Below are 20,146 nucleotides of genomic sequence, written 5' to 3'. Positions count from 1 at the left end.
AAGCGATGACCGCGCACCGCAAGACCAACGGCGACACCGCCGCCAGTTTCGTTCGCCGCCATATCGGCCCCTCGGCGCGCGATGTCACCGCAATGTTAGAGGCCGTCAGCGCCAAAAGCGTCGACGCCCTGATCGCAGACACGCTGCCGGCCTCGATCCGGCAGGCCGCCCCGCTCGATCTCGGCAAGCCGCTCAGCGAGACCGAGGCGATCGCGCATATGGCCGAGCTCGCGCGACAGAACCAGGTCTTCACCTCGCTGATCGGCCAAGGCTATTCCGGCACGATCCTGCCCGCGGTGATCCAGCGCAACATCCTGGAAAATCCGGCCTGGTACACGGCGTACACGCCCTATCAGCCCGAGATCAGCCAGGGCCGGCTGGAAGCGCTGCTCAACTTCCAGACCATGATCTGCGACCTCACCGGGCTCGATGTCGCCAACGCCTCGCTGCTCGACGAGGCCACCGCCGCCGCCGAAGCCATGGCGCTGGCCGAACGGCACTCGCAGGTGAAGGCGCAAGCTTTCTTCGTCGACAAGGACGTGCATCCGCAGACGCTGGCGGTAATGCGCACCCGCGCCGAGCCGCTCGGCTGGGAGCTGATCGTCGGGGATCCCCTCACCGATCTCGACAAGGCGGATGTGCTCGGTGCGCTGCTGCAATATCCGGGCTCCTCGGGCGCTTTGCGCGACCTCAGACCCGCGATATCAGCGCTGAAGGCCAAGGGCGCGCTCGCGATCCTCGCCGCCGATCTCCTGGCGCTCACGCTGATCGCCTCGCCCGGTGAGCTCGGTGCCGACATCGCGATCGGCTCGGCGCAGCGCTTCGGCGTGCCGATGGGCTATGGCGGACCGCACGCCGCCTATATGGCGGTGCGCGATGCGCTGAAGCGCTCCCTGCCCGGCCGCATCGTCGGCGTCTCCGTGGATTCTCGCGGGGCACCCGCCTACCGCCTCGCGCTGCAGACCCGCGAGCAGCATATCCGCCGCGAGAAGGCGACCTCCAACATCTGCACCGCGCAGGTGCTGCTCGCCGTGATCGCCTCGATGTATGCGGTTTATCACGGCCCCGAAGGCCTCTCGCAGATCGCGCGCAACGTGCATCGCCGCGCCGCCGTGCTCGCGAGCGGCCTGCGCAAGCTCGGCTTTGCGCCGCAGTCGGAGGCCTTCTTCGACACGCTGAGCGTCGATGCCGGTGCCAAGCGCGCCGAGATCGTCGCGCGCGCGACCGCCGAGAAGATCAATCTCGGCATCGGTGACACCAGCTTGCGCATCGCGCTCGACGAGACCACGACGCCGGCGACGGTCGAAGCGGTCTGGCGCGCGTTCGGCGGCACGTTGTCCTACGCCGAGATCGACGCCACCACGCGCGAGGCGCTGCTGCCGGAGGCGCTGAAGCGCACCACCCCTTTCCTCACCCACCCCGTGTTCCACGCGCATCGCTCGGAAACCGAGATGCTGCGCTACATGCGCAAGCTCAGTGATCGCGACCTCGCGCTCGACCGCGCCATGATCCCGCTGGGATCCTGCACCATGAAGCTGAACGCGACCACCGAGATGATGCCGCTGACCTGGCCGGAGTTCGCGACGCTGCATCCGTTCGTGCCGCGCGAGCAGGCGAGCGGCTATCACGCGCTGTTCGCGCGGCTGGAGAAGTGGCTGTGCGACATCACCGGCTATGACGCGATCTCGCTGCAGCCGAATTCCGGTGCGCAAGGCGAATATGCCGGTCTGCTCGCGATCCGCGGTTATCACGCCTCGCGCGGAGAGAGCCACCGCAAGATCTGCCTGATCCCCTCCTCCGCTCACGGCACCAATCCGGCTTCGGCCGCGATGGTCGGCATGGACGTGGTGGTGGTCGCGTGCGAGAAGAACGGCGACGTCGACGTCAATGACCTCCGCGCCAAGGCCGAGAAGCACTCGAACGACCTCGCCGCGGTCATGATCACCTATCCCTCGACCCACGGCGTGTTCGAGGAGCATATCCGCGAGATCTGCGACATCGTGCACGGCCATGGCGGCCAGGTGTATCTGGACGGCGCCAATCTCAACGCGCAGGTCGGCCTCTCCAGGCCCGGCGATTACGGCGCCGATGTCAGCCATCTCAATCTGCACAAGACCTTCTGCATTCCGCACGGCGGCGGCGGCCCCGGCATGGGCCCGATCGGCGTAAGAGCGCATCTCGCCCCGTTCCTGCCAAGTCATCCTGAAAATCGCCACCCCGCGACGCAAGCGGATGCGCCGGTCGGCCCGGTCTCGGCCGCGCCGTTCGGCTCGGCGTCGATCCTGACCATCTCCTACATCTACATCCTGATGATGGGCGGCGAAGGCCTGAAGCGCGCGACCGAGATCGCGATTCTCAACGCCAATTACATCGCAGCGCGCCTCGATCCGCATTTCCCGGTGCTCTACAAGAACGCCAAGGGCCGCGTCGCCCATGAGTGCATCGTCGATCCGCGGCCGCTGAAGGTGACGTCCGGCGTCACCGTCGACGACATCGCAAAGCGCCTGATCGATTACGGCTTCCACGCCCCGACCATGAGCTTCCCGGTGCCGGGCACGCTGATGATCGAGCCGACCGAGTCGGAATCCAAGGCCGAGCTGGACCGCTTCTGCGACGCCATGATCGCGATCCGGAAGGAGATCGCCGAGGTCGAGGCCGGCCGCTTCAAGATCGAGGCCTCGCCCTTGCGTCACGCCCCGCACACCGTGCACGACATCGCCGATGACGATTGGAAGCGCGCCTACACGCGCAGCGAAGGCTGCTTCCCCGCGGGCACCTCGCGCACCGACAAATACTGGAGCCCGGTGGGGCGCGTCGACAACGTCTACGGCGACCGCAACCTCGTGTGCTCCTGCCCGCCGGTGAGCGATTACGCGCAAGCCGCGGAGTAAGCCGCGGCGGAAGGTTTCGTAGGGTGGGTTAGCAGGCGGCGGCGCGAAGCGCTGTCCGCCGGCGTAACCCACCGCTTCGGTTTCCGCGGAGACGAACAGAGGTGGATTAAGCTTTCGGCATCCACCCTACGGCTCGTCTAGCCCTCGGGCCAACACATCAGGCTTCCTGAGCGGGCCACAAGGCTCTGGCAATGGGCGCTTGCGACTGTGAGCGCCCAAGCTTGGGATTCGTCGATCTTGTCCTGGAGATCAGCGAGCGCCTGCGCCTGCCAGTGCACCCTTTCGCGTCCGAGCGGCAAGGCTTCGGTCTCCGAAGCAATTCCGACAAAAGGCAAGATATCGGGATCGTCTTCGAGGCGTGCCGTGAATCTGCGCCTCGCAATTGTCCTGGCGCCTTGCACCGGGGATACGCTTCCAGAAAGTATGCCTTTCGCCATCTGGATAATAATCTGGCGAGCAGCAATAACCTCGGGTTGATTCCAACTCACGACGATCCCGGCATCACAAAATGATCCGGTATCTCTTCTACCACCAAAAGAAACGGGCACTGACGACGTCGGCAACTCAACGTCTTCAGCGCCCGCTCCTCGCGAAAATCTTGACTGCTTGAGGCTTACTCGTCCGCAGGCTCTTCGCCGTCGGCGTCGCGCTCGGGCGTGCCGGCCAGGATCTGCTCGGCGATCAGGCCGGAGTTCTGGCGGATCGCGGTCTCGATCTTGGCGGTGATGTCGGGGTTGGCCTTCAAAAACGCTTTCGAGTTCTCGCGGCCCTGGCCGAGACGCTGGCTGTCATAGGAGAACCAGGCGCCTGATTTCTCGACGATGCCGGCCTTGACGCCGAGATCGAGGATCTCGCCCATCTTGGAAACGCCCTCGCCGTACATGATGTCGAACTCGACCTGCTTGAACGGCGGCGCCAGCTTGTTCTTCACCACCTTGACGCGGGTGGTATTGCCGACCACTTCGTCGCGCTCCTTGATCGCACCGATGCGACGGATGTCGAGTCGGACGGAGGCATAGAACTTCAGCGCGTTGCCGCCGGTCGTGGTCTCAGGCGAGCCGTACATCACACCGATCTTCATGCGGATCTGGTTGATGAAGATCACCATGGTGTTGGACTTGTTGATCGAGGCCGTGAGCTTGCGCAGCGCCTGGCTCATCAGGCGGGCCTGGAGGCCCGGCAGCGCATCGCCCATCTCGCCCTCGAGCTCGGCCTTCGGCACCAACGCCGCAACCGAATCGATCACCAGCACGTCGACTGCGCCCGAGCGCACCAGCGTGTCGCAAATTTCCAGCGCCTGCTCGCCGGTATCAGGCTGGGAGATCAGGAGCTCGTCGATATTGACCCCGAGCTTGCGGGCATAGACCGGGTCGAGCGCGTGCTCGGCGTCGATGAAGGCGCAGATGCCGCCCTTCTTCTGCGCTTCCGCCACCGTGTGCAGCGCCAAGGTCGTCTTGCCCGAGGATTCCGGCCCGTAGATCTCGACGATACGCCCCTTGGGCAGGCCGCCGATGCCGAGCGCGATATCGAGCCCGAGGGACCCGGACGAGACCGCCTCAACATCCATCGAGCGATCGTTCTTGCCGAGCTTCATCACCGAGCCCTTGCCGAACTGGCGCTCGATCTGGGAGAGCGCGGCGGCCAGAGCTTTACTCTTGTCCATGGAAGATCCTTCGACGATACGCAGGGCAGTGGCGGACATTGGGTCGTGCTCCTTATGGCGAGGATTCGCGTGAGGGACAAACGGTTGCGAGGCGGCGCGGCGATAAAAGCAATGTACCCTATTTGTTCTAGGTTCGCAATATGTTCTTTTGGAAATGCGGCGGCTGTCCGTATTTCGGCCCCTAGTCCCCCAAGGTTTAATTCGGAATGTCCTAATTCTCGGCGGGGCTCTCCGCGAGCAAACAGCCCCCGCAATGATGATCCCACATTCTGACCGGGACGAAGGTTCCGCGTGCCCCCGTTGGCTGCCCTATCCACTTCGACCTTCAATCCAACCGGCTCGACCCTGCGCGCTGTGCGCACAATTGAACAGACGCCGTTCCGTTTTTGGATCCTAATCCATCATCACCCGCGAGGGACCGCGGCAGCAACCGGTGATGAGAACGCCGATTGCGCGCCCGCCTTTCTCGCACGGACAAGAGCGTGCCATGCTCAAGCGGCGACGGTTCAAGCAACAACTGACCCTTCAAGACCGGCTCTCCGCATGGGTGAAGCAGGTCAAGGAGGACGCCGCCAGGCTGCCTCCCGGCCCCGAGCGGGACGCCCTTCTCAAGAAGGCGCGCCAGGCCGAGTTGGCAAATCATCTTCAGGACTGGGTCAAATCCGCCGGGCTGCAACCGCCGAAATAGCAGCACGGCCGCAACATCCCTCCCCGGCCGCGCTGACGCGCATCGAAGACGCATGGTCTGGTCGTCGTAATTCCGCAATCGTGCGGCATCGAACCTTTTCGCGGTCTCGGGCCTTCTCCAGGATGAGACCGCAACTCTGGGGATCTCACATGACGGATAACAAGCACCGCGAAACGATCAGGCGCAAACCCCTGCTGGAGGCGGCGCATGAGGAGATGATGAAGTTCGAGCGCAAGGAAAACGAGTTCCGCAAGAAGGACCGCGAAGAGCGCGCCAGCGAGCTCCATCTGCCTCTGAACGAAATCAAGATCCACTAAAGGTCGGCAGGGGGCCGGCCGACAACGACGCGCCGGCCGACGGCACTTCAGCAGCCGGCGCGGTCGACTGATCCGCAAGGGCGTGTCACCGCACAGCGGGACGACGTGCCTGCCCACCACAGCCGGTCGCGCATGATGACGGTATCTAAACACCACAATTAAGCTACTGGAAGAACGCCAGAATTTCCATGCGACCTACTGTGCATGGGGTTGTTTTCCAGTTTTGAGATTGGCGCATTGCCCGTGTCCGCGATCATCGCGGGGCACGGCTGCCACCCGCGCGCCGGTCCTATAGCAGCGCCAGCAGCACGAGGCCGATCACCAGCACCACGAAGCCAGCCGCTGTCGCGGCGGCAAATGACCGCTCTACGTTATCCATGATGCCACCCCGTTGTCGGCGTGCCACGTTTCCCCCATGGCTGCGCCGAACGGTATGAAATCTTGCCGACCTGTGTGTCCGCAGTTGTGCCAACGGATGTCGAAATTGGGACGGGTGCGGGGTCAGTCTGCGGCCTCGGCCATCGGGCCCGGAAACCTGCCGCCTGTCAGGCTGCCGTAAGCGGAGCCGGCTAGGATGATGCGGCTATGGTGTTGCAGCCCAGCACCTCAGCCTCCAACGACTTGCTGCCCCGCTTGGCTCTCCCCAGGCGGGGCTTTTTCATGCTGGCTGCCGGCTCGCGGATCCCTCTCCTCCCGGGTCAGACGCAGCGCGAAGGCGCGGATTGCGGGCGCGGCCAGGAGCACGATTGGCAGCATCGCGGCCCAGGCGATCAGCCACGACGTCATCCAGTGACCGACGAAGATCATCGCGCTGGCCGCGGGGAAGCTGGCGATCCCCGCCGCGATCAGCGAGGTCAGTCCGGACTGGATGATTCCGAAGACGAAATGACTGTAATGGCGGGGAATGCCGAGCATGACGGGCCCATGTTGCTTGCCGTCATGAGATCAAGCAAGGCGTATGCCGGCGGAACCGCCCCTCTACGCGAATCGCCTTGGGGACGTGTTCTGACCATGCGCGAACACAACCGGACGCAGCTCAGGAACTCTGTTCATGGTCGGAGAACCACGGGGCAACTGACAGCTCACGAACAGAATTTTCCTTGTCCCGGGAATATGATGGCAGCCAATTTGTTTGCCATCTTGGAAGTGAATCGTGGGAGGTCACCATGAATCACAGGGGCATCGAGTTCACCGTCGCCAAGACGGCGATTCCCGGAATCTGGCAATGGCAGTTCCGCATCGGCGAGCAAATCAAGACGGGCAAGACCGAGACGAAAATCGATCTGCTGGCGATCCGGCGCGTGCAGCTGCGGATCGATCGGGAGCTGAAGAGATCGGCCGGGCGACGGCCTGAACCGGCCAAATGAAGGGCCGATGATGGCGCGGGTGGCGTGCGCACAGCACCGCCGCAGCGGGCAGCCCCCTACGGCGACATCATCCGTAGCCGCCCGGAATTGATCTGACGCTGGTTTGGGATTGGACTGCGCGCGCCCGTGGCCTTGGGGGCGAGGTCATCACGCGCGATCGGTACCCGCCATGCCGCTCTATTTCTTTCGTATCCGGAATGGCCGTTATTCCGGCTGCGCCGACCAGGCGACGGAATTTGCCGATCGCGATTCGGCCTGGAAAGAGATGACCAGCGTCTGCGCCGACATGACCGCCGGCATTGCCCGCAAGCTCCAGCAAAATTCCGAATGGCAGATGGAGCTGCTGGACGAGGTCAAGGAGCCCGTGTTCCGGATCCGCATCGTCGCCGAAACCCTCGACTAGCAAGAGCCCCTCAAGCAGGCCAAACCCTAGTCCGCGCTCGGCAGCCGCCGCATGGTGAATTCGATGTCGCCGCCGGGCAGTTCGCGCCAAGTCTCGACCGCGCTCATATAGCCGGCCTTGGGATAGCGGGCGAAGAAGGCCTGCGCCCGTTCCCGCGCCGCCGCGCGCGGCAGCGTGAAGGTCTCGCGCAGATAGCCGTCGCCGACCGTTTGGCCGGGCTTGCCGGCCGCCTTGCGCCGGCGCGCCATCCGCTCGGCGAGGTCCCGCGGACGATCGGCCATGTCCTGCCTCCTCTACGCACTACGCTCAGGGACAAATGTAGGGCGCCGGCCGGCTGAAGAGGAGTCCCGTCCGAAGGCTTGTGCCGCCCCGAACGGAGCAGCCGTCAGTTGGCGGCGGTGCCGCTCTTGGACTTCTTCGGCCCGCTGGTTGCGGCCGATGCCTTCGGCGCCGCCGGCTGCTTCGGCGGATCGGAGCGCATGCCGCCCCAGGGATCGTTGGAAACCTTGGAATCCGGAATCTTCTTCAGCGTTTCCTTGTAGGCCTTGTCACGCTCGGCTTCGGCCGCCTTCTCCTCCGGCGTCTTGCTCGGGGCATCCTGCAGCAAATTGAGATTGGGCATTTGCGCGTAGGCAGGTCCCGCCAGCACGGCCAGCACCACCGCCGCCATACGGAAAAGCTTCATCGTCTACTCCTTGATCATCCGTGAGGCACGGATCGCCCGTGCCGTGTCGCCCTCGTCGCCGCCGGCCGGGGCCGGGACCCGCTAGAGCCGATCCGATCGGCACGATTTGGGCCCATGCAGCCAGTCGTCCCAGATCGGACCGCACCTGGTGCACCCGCTCAGCGCGAGGCCGAGTGCAACCATACCAAAGACGAGGACACACCGACGCAACATCATCCACCCGTTCCCAAGCGAGCCATCATACCGGGCCAAGTCAGGCATTTTCAAGCCGACGGGACCGCCCCGAGACCGGGTGACTTTGCCGGGCCGATGCGCGCACAATGCGGCGAAACATCCGGCAATCCAGGAGAGTGCGACAGCAATGCAAATGCAGCCAGAAGCCGAATTCGGCCTCCCCGACGCCAGACGCATCCTCGGCGAGGTTTTTGCGCCCTGGGTCCAGGATCTCAACCTCGCGGTCGAGCGCCTCGAGCACGCGCAGCCGGCGGATGTACCGGACTGGCGGCCGGGGGCGATCCTGCGCATGCCGTTTTCGGAGCGGCTGTGCCGGAACGGCGGCGTGGTCTGCGGCCAGGCCCTGATGGCGCTCGCCGACACCGCGATGGTGATCGCGAACCTCGCGGCCAATCGCGGCTACCGCCCGATGACCACGGTCGATCAGACCACGCATTTCATGCGCGCGGTGTCCTCGTCGGACGTGCTGGCGGACGCGCGCGTGGTGCGGCTCGGGCGCACCATGAGCTTTGGCCGCGTCACGCTGCTCTCGGCGACCGACAACAAGCCGGTCGCGATGGTGTCCAGCGCATTCGCGATGTTGCCGGGCTGACCTTAAGAAACGAGAGCCGCGTGAGCGCAAAGCGCACCGCGGCTCTCCATCACGATCGCGTCGAAGCAGACCAAAACGCGATTGCAGTCACGCGTCGGTCAAATTACTTGCCGAGCACTTCGTCGGCCGCGGTGACGATGCTGGATGTCGGATTCTTTCCACAATAGGCACCGAATTTCTTGGCGTTCTCGATGAACACGTCGGTGTCGATGATCGCGTTGTCCTCGTCGCCCTTGTACCAGCCGTCCATCCAGGTCAGCACGACCTGGATGTTGTCTTCGCCGCTCTCGAGGAACTGCTTGCAGCTCATGGTCGAAAGGTCCCATTTGACGGCGTGGGCAGGCATCGACGACAGCGAGAGCGCTGCGGCGAACAGAAGCGAAAGCGTGGTCTTCATCGGAATCTCCATCGGCGCCGTAACGCCATAAAAGTAAGGCTTGCGGGAAAATCGTCGGAGAAACTCTCCGCTCGAACATCGTAAACGAAGTCTGAATCGCCGTGCGAGCAGCGGCGGCATTGAGTTCAGTTCAACGTAATTTTTATGCATTACTCCACAATCATCGTGATGGATCGACGCGAATGATCGAGAAGCGTACAGCGCAGCGTCACCGTGTTTTCAAGGGTGGAACGATCACCTTCGAAAACAACGGCATCGCCTGCACGGTGCGCAACATGTCGGAAGGCGGCGCGGCGATCGACCTCGACGCTCCCGTCACGTTGCCGCAATCGTTCACGCTCTCGATCGCGCGCGACGACTTCGTGCGGAAGTGTCGCACAGTTTGGCGCAGTGACAAGCGCGTCGGCCTCGCCTTCGTGCAATAGCGCGCGCGATGTGAACGAGCGTTCGCATCGCATCCACAATACGATGATGATTGCGCGACACGACGACGCCAACGCCATCGCAGGCTTGCGATCACGCGCGCGGCGATCGCGGACGCCTCGTCGGCGATCCCGTAAGTGAGGCCGCGGCAAACGTAACGATTCGCGGGACGAAGATTGGCGCCGCGAGATCGCCGGTGCGAAATTGGAGGACCCGGGCCGGAGCGCGCCTGCCCTATTTCAGCTTCTTGGCCGGTTCGCTCGGGCGGGCCCCGCCCCATGGGTCGTACTTGTCCTTGGGCTCAGGAATGCGCTCGAGCGCAGCTTTGTAGGCTTTCTCGTCGACCTTGGGCTTGTTGTCCGCAGGCTTGGCCGCGTCCTGGGGCGGGCGCCGGCCCTGCGCCTGGGCCGAGGCGGCCGTCAGTGCCAGCACGGCGGCCGCGATGGCCAAAATCCTCATTGATGCAATCCCCTTTGTCTGGGGTACAAACTAGCCTGCAATCGCGGGATAGCAAATGCCGCGGGTCCAAGGCCCAGTTCGAGGCCTCAGCAAATCTTGATCGGCAAGGACTTCGCCGGACCGCATTCGTGCCTATCTGTTGGCCCGCAGGGGACTTTCACGGATGTTACGAATTGTTGCTCATGCGGCGCTGCTCGCCGGCGCGCTCGCGCTCGGTGCCTGCGGCTTTGCCGACAGCCGCGCGCCTGTGCCTGAGTTCATGCGCATGAAGGAGGCCGAGCAACCGCTGCCCGAAGCGCCTCCCGACGTCAAGCGTTTGGTGCGCGAGCAGATCGATGTCGTTTTCCTCACGACCTCCTATCCGCGCGAGGTGCGCGTCGCCCCGCCCCATCGCGAGGTGCGAGGACCGGGCTGGACCGCTTGCGTCCGCGCGCAGCTCACCTCCGCGACCGGCACCTCGCTCGGCGCCCAGACCTACATCGTGACGATCGCCGGCGGGAAGGTCATCGACCGCCGGCGCGCGGAAGCCGACGACATTTGCGGGACCGAGGCGTACGAGCCGATCTAGATCTCCATCGCGGAACGAAGCCACAGTCCCTTCGGTCGTTTTCGGACCTGGCCATCGGATCAAGCTGGCCCTGCGATACCGCATGGCGGGCTTACGGCCACTTTGCTCGACCGCTGCATGGGGCTGGCGATCCAGTCGACGCTCGACAAGGGGATCGGCCAGACCACGCTCGAGTTCAAGATTTCGCTGCTGCGGCCGATCACGCCGGAGACCGGCCCGATCACGGCCGAGGGCAAGATCCTGAATTGCGGCCGTCGCATTGGAACTGCCGAAGGTCGCGTGACGGATGCCAAGGGCCGATTGCTCGCCCATGGCACCACCACGTGCCTCATCTTCACGACCTGGTTAAGAGGAACAAGCACAAGAGGAACAAATCGCGGCAAGGAGCCGGTTCCGGGAAAAACGAGCATCGCGGCCGGGAACGATCGCCGCCTCCCCTTCTTGTTACCGCCGAGGGCAGTTTCGAGGAGGACATGATGAGGACATTCACGATTGCGCTGCTGGCAGGCGTCGGCGCACTGGCTGCCGCAACGGGCGCCAAGGCTGCGGATATCTATACGACCAGCGAATACATGAACCCTGATCTCGTTCAGGAAGTTCGGCTCGTCTGCGACGATGCCGGCAATTGCTATCGCACCCGCAGCGGTGCGCGCGTGATCGTGCGCGACTCCTACGCCAGGATGCCTCGCGAGCGCTATTACGAGCGTCGCACCTATCGCGACTGGGACGACGGTCCGCGTGCCGGCGTCGGCATCCGTGCTCCCGGCGTCAGCGTGGGCGTCGGTGTCGGCGACGACCGCTGGTAGTTGATGAAGCCGATAGGCTGGACCGGTCGAGGCGACTCGTCCGGTCCCGGCCGCGTGTCAGCATGCCGGACAGGGGGAAATCAGGCGACAACCGATTGCCGCTGAAACTGCTCGTAGGCCGCAATCGCATCGGCGGCGTACATCAGCGACGGCCCGCCGCCCATGTAGACGGCCATGCCTAGCGTTTCCTCGATCTCCTCGCGGCTCGCACCGAGCTTGACGAGCGCCTCGGCGTGAAAGCCGATGCAGCCGTCACAATGCGCGGCGACGCCGAGCGCCAGCGCCATCAGTTCCTTGGTCTTCTTGTCCAGCGCGCCGTCACGCGTCGCGGCCTGGGTGAGGGCGGAAAATCCCTTCAAGGTATCGGGAATGTCGCTCCGCAGCTTCTTCAGGTTGGCCGAGATGTTCCTGGTGATGTCGACGTAGTTCTTGTCCATCGGATCCTCGTTAGCTGGATTTGGCTGTGGTCGGAGCCGCCTCGCGCGGAGCGCGCAGGGCGATATAGATCGCGGGAATCACCAGCACGGTGAGCAGCGTCGACGAGGCAAGCCCGAACAGCAGCGAGATCGCCAATCCCTGGAAGATCGGATCGAGCAGGATGGTCGCAGCTCCGATCATGGCCGCAAGCGCGGTGAGCAGGATCGGCTTGAAGCGGACCGCGCCGGCCTCCAGCACCACCTCGCGAAGCGATTTGCCGTCCCCCCCGCTGTGCCTGATGAAATCGACCAGCAGGATCGAGTTGCGCACGATGATGCCGGCGAGCGCGATGAAGCCGATCATCGAGGTCGCGGTGAACGGCGCACCCAGCAGCCAGTGCCCGATCAGGATGCCGATCAGCGTCAGCGGAATCGGCGTCAGGATGACCAGCGGCAGACGGAAGCTCCTGAACTGGGCGACGACCAGCACGTAGATGCCGAGGATGGCTGCACCGAAGGCGGCGCCCATGTCGCGGAAGGTCACCCAGGTGATCTCCCATTCGCCGTCCCACAGCAGCGTGGGACGCGACTCGTCCGATGGCTGGCCGTGCAGGCTGATCACAGGCTTCGGCAGCTTGCCCCAGTCATGGGCATCCACACGATCGGCAACCGCGAGCATGCCGTAAAGCGGCGCCTCGAAGCGCCCGGCGAGCTCGGCCATCACCATGTCGGCGAAGCGGCCGTCGCGGCGGAAGATCGTCGGCGAGCCCTCCTCCATGGCCGCCTTCACGACCTGACCGAGCTCGACCACCGTCTTGCTGCCGGGCAAGGTGTTGGCCGGCACCGGCGTCGAGGCCAGCGCCTCGTCCCAGACCAGATCGCGCTTTCCGAGATGCACCGCGATCTCGATCGGGTTGCGGTCCTCGCCGCGATGCGAATAGCCGATCGAGATGCCGCCGAACAGCGCCTGGATGGTGTCGTAGACGTCGCGCTGCTCGACGCCGAAGAATTCGAGCCGGTCCTGGTCGATCGAGAGCCGCAGCCGTGGCCGCTTCTCGCCGATGGAATCGTCGATATCGACGATGAACGGCACCTCCGCGAAAACCTTCTTGAGCTCGGCCGTGACCGCACGGCGCGTGGTCGCATCGGGACCGTAGACCTCCGCGAGCAGCGTCGAAAGCACCGGGGGCCCGGGCGGCACTTCGACCACCTTGATGCTGGTACCCCCTGGCGGATCAAGCGCCTTCAGCTTCTCGCGCAGCTCGAGCGCGATCTCGTGACTCGCGCGCTTGCGCTCGCCGCGTGCGGCCAGGTTGACTTGCAGCTCGCCCAGCTCCGGCCTCTGGCGCAAGTAATAATGACGCACGAGACCATTGAAATTGAAGGGTGCCGGCGTGCCGGCATAGGATTGCAGCGAGGTGACCTCCGGTAGTTGCCGCGCGATCTCGGCCGCACCGAACAGCGTGCGCTCGGTCGCCTCCAGGCTTGCTCCTTCCGGCAGGTCGACGACCACGGCGATCTCGGACTTGTTGTCGAACGGCAGAAGCTTGACCGTCACCGACTTGGTCGCAAACAGCGTCATCGACAGCAGCGTTGCGATGCCGACACCGAGCAGGAAGATCCAGGCCGACCGCTTGCTCCGCACGATCGGCGCGGCGAAGCGCCGATAGAGCCGGCCGAGCCGGCCTTCATCGTGCTCCCCATGCGCTGAGGCAACATCGCCGCTCGGCGCGAGCTTGAGCATCAGCCAGGGCGCGACCACCATCGCGACGAAGAACGAGAACAGCATGGCGGCCGACGCGTTGGCCGGGATCGGCGCCATATAGGGGCCCATCAGGCCCGACACGAACAGCATCGGCAACAGCGCGGCGACCACGGTCAACGTCGCGACGATGGTGGGGTTGCCGACCTCCGCCACCGCCTCGATGGTGGCCTGCAGTCGCGGCCGGCCGTCGCGCATGCCCCAGTGCCGCGCGATGTTCTCGACCACGACGATGGCGTCGTCGACGAGAATGCCGATGGAGAAGATCAGTGCGAACAGGCTGACGCGGTTGATGGTGTAGCCCATCAGGTTAGCGGCGAACATGGTGAGCAGGATCGTGGTGGGAATCACGACGAAGGTCACCAGCGCTTCGCGCCAGCCGATCGCGATCGCAATCAGGACGACGATTGACACGGTCGCAAGACCGAGATGGAACAGCAGCTCGTTGGCCTTCTCGTTGGCGGTCTCGCCATAGTCGCGCGTCACCGTCACCTGGACATCTCCAGGGATCAGGCGCGACTTCAATCCTTCGAGGCGCTCCGCGATATTCTCGGACACGACGACCGCGTTGGCACCGGCCCGCTTGGCCAACGCCAGGCTGACGGCTGGCGTCCGCGCCCACTGCCCGGCGGCGTCGCGCGAATCCGTCCAGACCCGATGCTCGATGGTGCTCGGACCGACCACGACAGAGGCGACGTCCTTGACGTAGACCGGCCGGCCGTCGCGGCTCGTGATCAGCAGCAATCCGATGTCGGGAATGCCGGACAGCGTCTGCCCCGCCGCGACGCTGCGCACGATGCCGGCATCGCGAACCTGCCCAGCCAGGAACGAGCGGTTGGCGTCCTTGACTTTGGCCACGAGCTGCTGAAGCGTGACGCCGAACAGCGACAGCTTCTCCGGATCGGGCTCGACCCGGATCTGTTGCGCCGCGCCACCGGATATGTAGGTTAGACCGACGTCGTCGACCTTCATCAGCTCCGCGCGCAGCTTGTCGGCGAGCTCAAAGAAGTCCTTGTCGGTCCAGCGGCTGGCGGCCTCGGGCTTCGGGGACAATGTCAACACCGTCACCGCAACGTCATTGATACCCCGCCCGACGATCAGCGGCTCTGGAATGCCGACGGGAATGCGGTCGAGGTTGGCGCGGATCTTCTCGTGCACCCGCAGGATGGCATCTTCGAACTTGGTGCCGACCAGGAAACGCGCGGTGACCATGACGCGGTCGTCTTCGGTCTGGCTGTAGACATGCTCGACGCCGTCGATGCCCTTGACGATCGATTCCAGCGGTTTGCTCACCAGCTCCACCGCGTCCGGCCCGCGCAGGCCGTCGGCATTGACGCGGATATCGACCATGGGAACGCTGATCTGCGGTTCCTCTTCGCGTGGGATCACCACGACGGCGATCAGCCCCACGACGAGGGCCCCGAGCAGGAACAGCGGCGTCAGCGGCGATGCGATGGTCGACCGGGTCAACCGTCCTGACAGACCGAGATTCACGGCCGCACCAATTGGTCACCGGCCCGGATGCCCGACAGGATTTCGAGGCCGTCGGGAAGCGAAGGCATCGGCATGTCGCGACCGCGCTGCACCGGCACGTCGATCGTCTCGTCGCCTTTCCGGAGCTGGACGTAGTCGATGCCGAATCGGGTCGTCACATAGTTCGAAGGGACGACGAAGGCTGTTCGCGTTCCGCCGGCGACCCAGACCCGCAAGCGGTCGCCGACGAAATATTCGCCGAGCCCCTCCACGGTCGCATCCGCAATGACGCGACCCTCCTCGATCTGCGGATAGACGAGGTCGATCACGCCCGACTTGGCGGCTTCGCCGGCGAACTCCGCGCCGTCGATGCGAATCTTGTCCCCCGCCTTGAGGAAGCGTGCATGCCGCTCCGGCACGCGAAGCCGCAGTTTGAAATTCTGCTGGGCGACGGTGACGATCGGATCGCCCGCCAGCACCACGGATCCCACCGTGATGAGCTTCTTCAGCACGCGACCATCCGCCGGCGCGAGCACCTGCCCCTGGTTGAGCTGCTCGTTGATCACCGCACGTTCGGCGGTTTTGGCTCGCAGGCCGTTCTCGGCGACGTTGAGCGCGGTGCGCTGCTCGTCGAGCTTGATCCGTGGCAGGATACCGCGCTCGACCAGACCTTCGGTCCGGGTGAAGTCGAGCTGGGCCTGGTTCGCCTGCGCCTGCAGCGCCTCGATCTGCGCATCGAGCGATTTCATCTGCAGCACGAGCTTGTCGTCGCCAATGGTCGCGATCGCCTGGCCGGCGGCAACGCGATCCCCTTCCCTGACCTTGAGCTGGGCCACCGTGCCGCCGATACGTCCGCGCGCCGGAACCACGCTGATACTCTCGACAGTGGCGAATACGGCCTTTTCGTCCGTGATCGGTTGCGGCGTGACGACGAGTGTCTCGGCCGCCGTCACCGGTGTTCCAGACAGGCCGATTGCCGCGAAGACGGCCAATAAGCCCAAATATCTCGCCATACATCGCATGGAACGATTCCGTGTCATGATCAAACCATCACCACGCTGCTGCGCGGCTCATTTCATCTGCATCGGGATGGGGCGCGTTGATCTTGCTCAAGGCACCCTCCCCCGAGCGCTCCTAGGTTTCATCTGGTCCTGGCGGACTTCGGCGCGCAGAACGCTTGGTAGAGCGTCTTCAACACCTCGCGCGCCGGCTCGCTGGCGATCGAATAGAAGATCGTCTGCGCCTCACGCCGGGCGGACACCAGGCCATCCTTGCGAAGGAGCGCAAGATGTTGCGACACCGTGGAGTCCCGCAGGTTCAGGAACTCGGCCAGCTCGCCGACCGACCGCTCGCCGTCGATCAGCTGGCAGATGATCAGAAGACGGTGACGGTTCGAGAGTGCCTTCAGCAGCTCGCTCGCCTGATCCGCCGCCCGCTCCATAACTTCAGCATTCATCTTCATACTTGCGTATATACGAACTTACGCATATATAGTCAAGCGCTGCACGACGGCCGGAACTGAACTGGCGAAGCAGCCTGGTCCAACGGAGGTACCCATGGCGGAAGTTGTCGTAATCGGAGCCGGTCTGAGCGGAACGCTGATGGCCTATGAATTGCTGCCCCAGTTGAGAAAGGAGGATCGCGTCAGCGTCATCTCGCAAGGCGCCGTCTATCATTTCGTCCCATCGAACCCTTGGGTTGCCGTCGGATGGCGCAAGCGCGAAGAGATCGAGATCGATCTCGCGGATGTCATGAAGCGCAAGGGCGTGCGGCTGCTGACGCAGGGGGCAAAGGGCGTCCACCCGACAGAGAACCGTGTCGAGCTCGGCGACGGCACATCGATCGACTATGATTATCTGGTCGTGGCGACCGGTCCTGAACTTGCCTTCGACGAAATCCCTGGTCTTGGGCCGCAGGGCCATACCCAGTCGATCTGCCACGTCGATCACGCTGCACATGCCCGTGAAGCCTTCGAGAAGCTCGCGGCCAATCCCGGTCCAGTCGTGATCGGAGCTGTTCAGGGCGCCTCCTGCTTCGGCCCGGCCTACGAATTCCTCTTTATCCTGGAGACAGAGCTGCGCCGGCGGAAGCTGCGCGACCGGGTCCCGATGACGTTCGTCACCTCGGAGCCGTATATCGGCCATCTCGGTCTCGACGGCGTCGGGGACACCAAGGGTCTCCTCGAAAGCGAGATGCGCGAGAAGCACATCAAGTGGATCACCAACGCCCGCGTCGACAATGTCGCCCCCGGCTTGATGACGGTGGAGGAGTTTTCCGACAATGGCACGTCTCGCAAGGCTCATGAGCTGCCATTCGCCTATTCGATGATGTTGCCCGCCTTTCGCGGCGTCGAGGCGGTGCGCGGCATCGAGAAGCTGACCAACCCGCGCGGCTTCGTCATCGTCGACAAGCATCAGCAGAACCCCGCCTTCCCCAACGTGTTTGCAGTCGGCGTCTGCGTCGCGATCGCGCCGGTCGGCGCGACACCGGTGCCGGTCGGCGTCCCCAAGACCGGCTTCATGATCGAATCCATGGTGACGGCGACCGCGATCAACATCGGCGCCCTGCTCCGCGGCAAGGCACCGACGGCGCAGCCGACCTGGAACGCGATCTGCCTCGCCGACTTCGGCGATTCCGGGGTCGCCTTCCTCGCGCAGCCGCAGATCCCGCCGCGCAACGTCAATTGGTCGTCCAAGGGCGAATGGGTGCACTTCGCCAAGGTCGCCTTCGAGAAATACTTCCTGCGCAAGATGCGGCGCGGCGAGAGCGAGCCGTTCTACGAGCGCTTCCTGCTCGACAGGCTGAACATCGCCAAGATCAAGGAGGTCCGAACCGGCACATGAGCACGACACGCCAGATCGTCTGCGGACATTGCGGGCGCATCAACCGCCTGCCGGCCGAGCGCGCACCGGAAGGTGCGCGCTGCGGCGCCTGTCACCAGCCGATGTTCACCGGCCAACCGATCGAGGTGGACGAAGCCGCCTTCGGCCGCCATGTCGCCAGCAGCGACATTCCCGTGCTCGTCGACGTCTGGGCGCCATGGTGCGGGCCCTGCCGCGCCATGGCGCCGATGTTCGAGCGCGCGGCGCAACAGCTCGAGCCCGGCGTGCGGCTCTTGAAGCTGAATTCGGACAACGCACCCGCATTGTCGTCGCGGCTCAACATCAGCGGCATTCCGACGCTGCTGTTGATGCGCGGCGGCCGCGAGATCGCCCGCCATGCCGGCGCGATGGATACGCGCAGCCTCGTCGCCTGGACCGAAGCCAACCTGACCCGTTCGTAAAAGTTCGCAAGAAGAAGGAGCCTGCCATGAATGTCGATAAAGCCGTTCTCGCCTTTGCGGGATGCGTCGTCCTGCTCGGTCTCGCACTGGGCACCTATGTGAATGCGTATTGGTACCTGCTGACGGCCTTCGCCGGGCTGAACATGTTGCAGGCCTCGTTCACGGGCTTCTGCCCGGCGGCGATCGTGTTCAGGAAGCTGGGCCTGAGCAGCGGCTGCGCGTTCTCCTGAACGCGCGAATGCGGCCTGTGATGCGGGGGAATTTGCCATGACCGACGACACCTTTATTGAGGGACCTCTCTACGAGAAGCGTAGGAAGGTCTATCCGCAGTCGGTCCACGGGCCGTTCCGCCGCATCAAATGGGCGATCCTCTGCGTCACGCTCGGGGCCTACTATCTCTTGCCGTTCGTGCGCTGGAATCGCGGCCCCGGCCTGCCCGACCAGGCCGTTCTGATCGACCTGCCGCATCGCCGCTTCTATTTCTTCTTCATCGAGTTATGGCCGCAGGAGGTCTATTACTTCACCGGTCTGCTCATCATCGCGGCGATGACGCTGTTCTTGATGAACGCGGTCGCAGGGCGATTGTGGTGCGGCTATTTGTGCCCACAAACGGTGTGGACCGACTTGTTCTACGCCGTGGAGCGCTGGGTCGAGGGCGACCGCCGTGAGCGCATGCAGGGCGACAAACGCTACTGGACGTTCGACCACGTCCGAAAGGTCGCGCTGAAGCATTTCCTCTGGATCATGATCGCCTGGTGGACTGGCGGCGCCTGGGTGCTGTACTTCGACGACGCGCCGACGCTGGTGAAGGAGCTCGCCACGTTCCAGGCCCCGTTCATCGCCTATCTCTGGATCGGCATCCTGACCGCAACGACCTACGTCTTCGCCGGCCACGCCCGCGAGCAGATGTGCATCTATATGTGCCCGTGGCCGCGCATCCAGGCGGCCCTGACCGACGAATGGGCGCTCAACGTCACCTATCGCCGCGACCGCGGCGAGCCGCGCATGTCGGTGAAAAAGGCGGAAGCTGCCCGTGCCCATGGTGATTTCGCCGGCGATTGCGTCGACTGCCACCAGTGCATCAATGTCTGCCCGACCGGCGTCGACATCAGGCACGGCATCCAGCTCGGCTGCATCCAGTGCGGCCTGTGCATCGACGCCTGCGACAACGTCATGCGCGAGATCGGCCGGCCCACAGGCCTGATCGGCTACGACACCGACATCAACATGCAGCGCCGGCGCGAGGGCAAGCCGCCGCTCTATCGCATCGTCCGGCCGCGCACGCTGGTCTATGCCGCAGCCATCGCCGTCGTCGGCAGCATCATGGTCTACACGCTCGCGACCCGTAGCACGATGAGCATCAACGTCCTGCATGAGCGCAATCCGTTGTTCGTCCAACTGGCCGATGGCGGGGTGCGCAACGACTACACGGTGCGTCTGCTGAACAAGGGCGCAACGCGATCCTTCGCAATCGAGGTCAAGGACTTGCCGGGCGCGAGCGTGCGCATCGCCGGCGTCGAACGAAAGCCCGACGGCCGCATGATCGTCGAGGTCGGGCAGGATCAGACCCGAGAGATCCGGATGTCGGTGCAGGTCGCGCCCGCGCAGATGCCGAAGGCGGCCACCGACATCGAGATCGAGGCGACCGAGATTGCTAGCGGCCAGACCGCGACCGCGCGCGACCACTTCGTGCCGTCAGAACGATGAAGGGGTCGACCA

24 protein-coding genes and 1 pseudogene are annotated in these 20,146 nt (G+C 64.4%); 14 read left to right on the top strand and 11 right to left on the bottom strand.

Annotated features, from left to right (window positions below; genetic code table 11):
• Positions 1-5: 5 nt before the first annotated feature.
• A complete protein-coding gene (gene gcvP, locus XH84_RS11900) occupies positions 6-2,891 on the top strand; it encodes an aminomethyl-transferring glycine dehydrogenase (RefSeq protein ID WP_128920801.1) in 2,886 nt (961 codons plus the stop codon).
• 137 nt (positions 2,892-3,028) lie between these two features.
• Here the strand turns inward: gcvP and XH84_RS11895 are convergent, their stop codons facing one another.
• Both XH84_RS11895 and recA read right to left on the bottom strand, forming a co-directional pair.
• Positions 3,029-3,454, bottom strand: coding sequence for a hypothetical protein (locus tag XH84_RS11895; RefSeq protein WP_128920800.1), 426 nt, complete (start codon positions 3,452-3,454; stop codon positions 3,029-3,031).
• A gap of 50 nt (positions 3,455-3,504) precedes the next feature.
• Positions 3,505-4,593 (bottom strand): recombinase RecA, encoded by a 1,089-nt coding sequence (gene recA, locus XH84_RS11890; protein WP_128920799.1) that lies wholly within the window; start codon positions 4,591-4,593, stop codon positions 3,505-3,507.
• A 448-nt stretch (positions 4,594-5,041) separates the two neighbouring features.
• Between recA and XH84_RS11885 the strand changes: the two genes are divergently transcribed.
• Both XH84_RS11885 and XH84_RS39670 read left to right on the top strand, forming a co-directional pair.
• Positions 5,042-5,242, top strand: coding sequence for a hypothetical protein (locus XH84_RS11885; RefSeq protein ID WP_128920798.1), 201 nt, complete (start codon positions 5,042-5,044; stop codon positions 5,240-5,242).
• 149 nt (positions 5,243-5,391) lie between these two features.
• The gene (locus XH84_RS39670; protein ID WP_164936426.1) at positions 5,392-5,559 is read left to right on the top strand and encodes a hypothetical protein; all 168 of its coding nucleotides are present in this window, start codon (positions 5,392-5,394) and stop codon (positions 5,557-5,559) included.
• A 606-nt stretch (positions 5,560-6,165) separates the two neighbouring features.
• Here the strand turns inward: XH84_RS39670 and XH84_RS11880 are convergent.
• Positions 6,166-6,474: a DUF2798 domain-containing protein gene (locus tag XH84_RS11880; protein WP_128920797.1), complete on the bottom strand. Its 309-nt coding sequence runs from the start codon at positions 6,472-6,474 to the stop codon at positions 6,166-6,168.
• Positions 6,475-6,659: 185 nt separating this feature from the next.
• Between XH84_RS11880 and XH84_RS11875 the strand changes: the two genes are divergently transcribed.
• Together XH84_RS11875 and XH84_RS11870 are read left to right on the top strand one after the other, a co-directional pair.
• Positions 6,660-6,926: a hypothetical protein gene (locus tag XH84_RS11875; protein WP_430641893.1), complete on the top strand. Its 267-nt coding sequence runs from the start codon at positions 6,660-6,662 to the stop codon at positions 6,924-6,926.
• Positions 6,927-7,095: 169 nt separating this feature from the next.
• Positions 7,096-7,329 (top strand): DUF6894 family protein, encoded by a 234-nt coding sequence (locus XH84_RS11870; protein ID WP_128920796.1) that lies wholly within the window; start codon positions 7,096-7,098, stop codon positions 7,327-7,329.
• Between the two features lie 26 nt (positions 7,330-7,355).
• On the opposite strand, the gene XH84_RS11865 is transcribed toward XH84_RS11870, so the two are convergent.
• Positions 7,356-7,610: a hypothetical protein gene (locus tag XH84_RS11865; RefSeq protein ID WP_128920795.1), complete on the bottom strand. Its 255-nt coding sequence runs from the start codon at positions 7,608-7,610 to the stop codon at positions 7,356-7,358.
• Between the two features lie 104 nt (positions 7,611-7,714).
• On the bottom strand, positions 7,715-8,014 hold the full coding sequence (locus tag XH84_RS11860; protein WP_128920794.1) for a hypothetical protein: 300 nt from the start codon (positions 8,012-8,014) through the stop codon (positions 7,715-7,717).
• A gap of 361 nt (positions 8,015-8,375) precedes the next feature.
• Between XH84_RS11860 and XH84_RS11850 the strand changes: the two genes are divergently transcribed.
• On the top strand, positions 8,376-8,840 hold the full coding sequence (locus XH84_RS11850) for a PaaI family thioesterase (RefSeq protein ID WP_128920793.1): 465 nt from the start codon (positions 8,376-8,378) through the stop codon (positions 8,838-8,840).
• 103 nt (positions 8,841-8,943) lie between these two features.
• Here XH84_RS11850 and XH84_RS11845 read toward each other — a convergent pair whose 3' ends face one another.
• Positions 8,944-9,237 carry an HdeA family protein gene (locus XH84_RS11845; RefSeq protein ID WP_164936425.1) on the bottom strand — a complete coding sequence of 98 codons (294 nt, stop codon included), beginning with the start codon at positions 9,235-9,237 and terminating at the stop codon, positions 8,944-8,946.
• 182 nt (positions 9,238-9,419) lie between these two features.
• Between XH84_RS11845 and XH84_RS11840 the strand changes: the two genes are divergently transcribed.
• The gene (locus XH84_RS11840; protein ID WP_164936424.1) at positions 9,420-9,662 is read left to right on the top strand and encodes a PilZ domain-containing protein; all 243 of its coding nucleotides are present in this window, start codon (positions 9,420-9,422) and stop codon (positions 9,660-9,662) included.
• Between the two features lie 232 nt (positions 9,663-9,894).
• Here the strand turns inward: XH84_RS11840 and XH84_RS11835 are convergent, their stop codons facing one another.
• Complete coding sequence (locus XH84_RS11835) at positions 9,895-10,119, bottom strand: hypothetical protein (protein ID WP_128920790.1); 225 nt, start codon at positions 10,117-10,119, stop codon at positions 9,895-9,897.
• A 163-nt stretch (positions 10,120-10,282) separates the two neighbouring features.
• Between XH84_RS11835 and XH84_RS11830 the strand changes: the two genes are divergently transcribed.
• The 3 genes and pseudogenes from XH84_RS11830 to XH84_RS11820 all read left to right on the top strand — a co-directional run bounded on the left by XH84_RS11830 (position 10,283) and on the right by XH84_RS11820 (position 11,493).
• Positions 10,283-10,687 (top strand): hypothetical protein, encoded by a 405-nt coding sequence (locus XH84_RS11830; RefSeq protein ID WP_128920789.1) that lies wholly within the window; start codon positions 10,283-10,285, stop codon positions 10,685-10,687.
• Between the two features lie 81 nt (positions 10,688-10,768).
• Positions 10,769-11,023: pseudogene (locus tag XH84_RS40725) on the top strand (PaaI family thioesterase); the annotation flags it as partial.
• A 137-nt stretch (positions 11,024-11,160) separates the two neighbouring features.
• The gene (locus tag XH84_RS11820) at positions 11,161-11,493 is read left to right on the top strand and encodes a hypothetical protein (protein ID WP_128920788.1); all 333 of its coding nucleotides are present in this window, start codon (positions 11,161-11,163) and stop codon (positions 11,491-11,493) included.
• Between the two features lie 80 nt (positions 11,494-11,573).
• Here XH84_RS11820 and XH84_RS11815 read toward each other — a convergent pair whose 3' ends face one another.
• From XH84_RS11815 to XH84_RS11800, 4 genes are all read right to left on the bottom strand, one after another.
• Complete coding sequence (locus XH84_RS11815) at positions 11,574-11,930, bottom strand: carboxymuconolactone decarboxylase family protein (protein WP_128920787.1); 357 nt, start codon at positions 11,928-11,930, stop codon at positions 11,574-11,576.
• 10 nt (positions 11,931-11,940) lie between these two features.
• A complete protein-coding gene (locus tag XH84_RS11810) occupies positions 11,941-15,165 on the bottom strand; it encodes an efflux RND transporter permease subunit (protein ID WP_128920786.1) in 3,225 nt (1,074 codons plus the stop codon).
• On the bottom strand, positions 15,162-16,157 hold the full coding sequence (locus XH84_RS11805; protein ID WP_430641892.1) for an efflux RND transporter periplasmic adaptor subunit: 996 nt from the start codon (positions 16,155-16,157) through the stop codon (positions 15,162-15,164). The genes XH84_RS11810 and XH84_RS11805 overlap by 4 nt, the downstream gene beginning before the upstream one ends.
• 128 nt (positions 16,158-16,285) lie before the next feature.
• Positions 16,286-16,585: an ArsR/SmtB family transcription factor gene (locus XH84_RS11800; protein ID WP_430641897.1), complete on the bottom strand. Its 300-nt coding sequence runs from the start codon at positions 16,583-16,585 to the stop codon at positions 16,286-16,288.
• A 115-nt stretch (positions 16,586-16,700) separates the two neighbouring features.
• Here XH84_RS11800 and XH84_RS11795 point away from each other — a divergent pair, with 115 nt between their 5' ends.
• The 4 genes from XH84_RS11795 to ccoG are packed head-to-tail and all read left to right on the top strand — an operon-like array spanning position 16,701 to position 20,134.
• Positions 16,701-17,987, top strand: a complete 1,287-nt coding sequence (locus XH84_RS11795; protein WP_128920784.1) for an NAD(P)/FAD-dependent oxidoreductase — start codon at positions 16,701-16,703, stop codon at positions 17,985-17,987.
• Entirely contained in the window at positions 17,984-18,427 is a 444-nt protein-coding gene (trxC, locus tag XH84_RS11790; RefSeq protein ID WP_128920783.1) for a thioredoxin TrxC, read from the top strand. Before XH84_RS11795 ends, trxC begins: the two co-directional genes overlap by 4 nt.
• A 26-nt stretch (positions 18,428-18,453) precedes the next feature.
• Positions 18,454-18,657: a YgaP family membrane protein gene (locus tag XH84_RS11785; RefSeq protein ID WP_097658086.1), complete on the top strand. Its 204-nt coding sequence runs from the start codon at positions 18,454-18,456 to the stop codon at positions 18,655-18,657.
• Positions 18,658-18,694: 37 nt separating this feature from the next.
• Positions 18,695-20,134, top strand: a complete 1,440-nt coding sequence (gene ccoG, locus XH84_RS11780; RefSeq protein WP_128920782.1) for a cytochrome c oxidase accessory protein CcoG — start codon at positions 18,695-18,697, stop codon at positions 20,132-20,134.
• The last annotated feature ends 12 nt before the right edge of the window (positions 20,135-20,146 follow it).

This window comes from Bradyrhizobium nanningense, assembly GCF_004114535.1.
Taxonomy (GTDB): Bacteria; Pseudomonadota; Alphaproteobacteria; order Rhizobiales; family Xanthobacteraceae; genus Bradyrhizobium; species Bradyrhizobium nanningense.
Note: the sequence above shows the minus strand (reverse complement) of the source record. Positions and strands in the feature narration are given on the sequence as shown.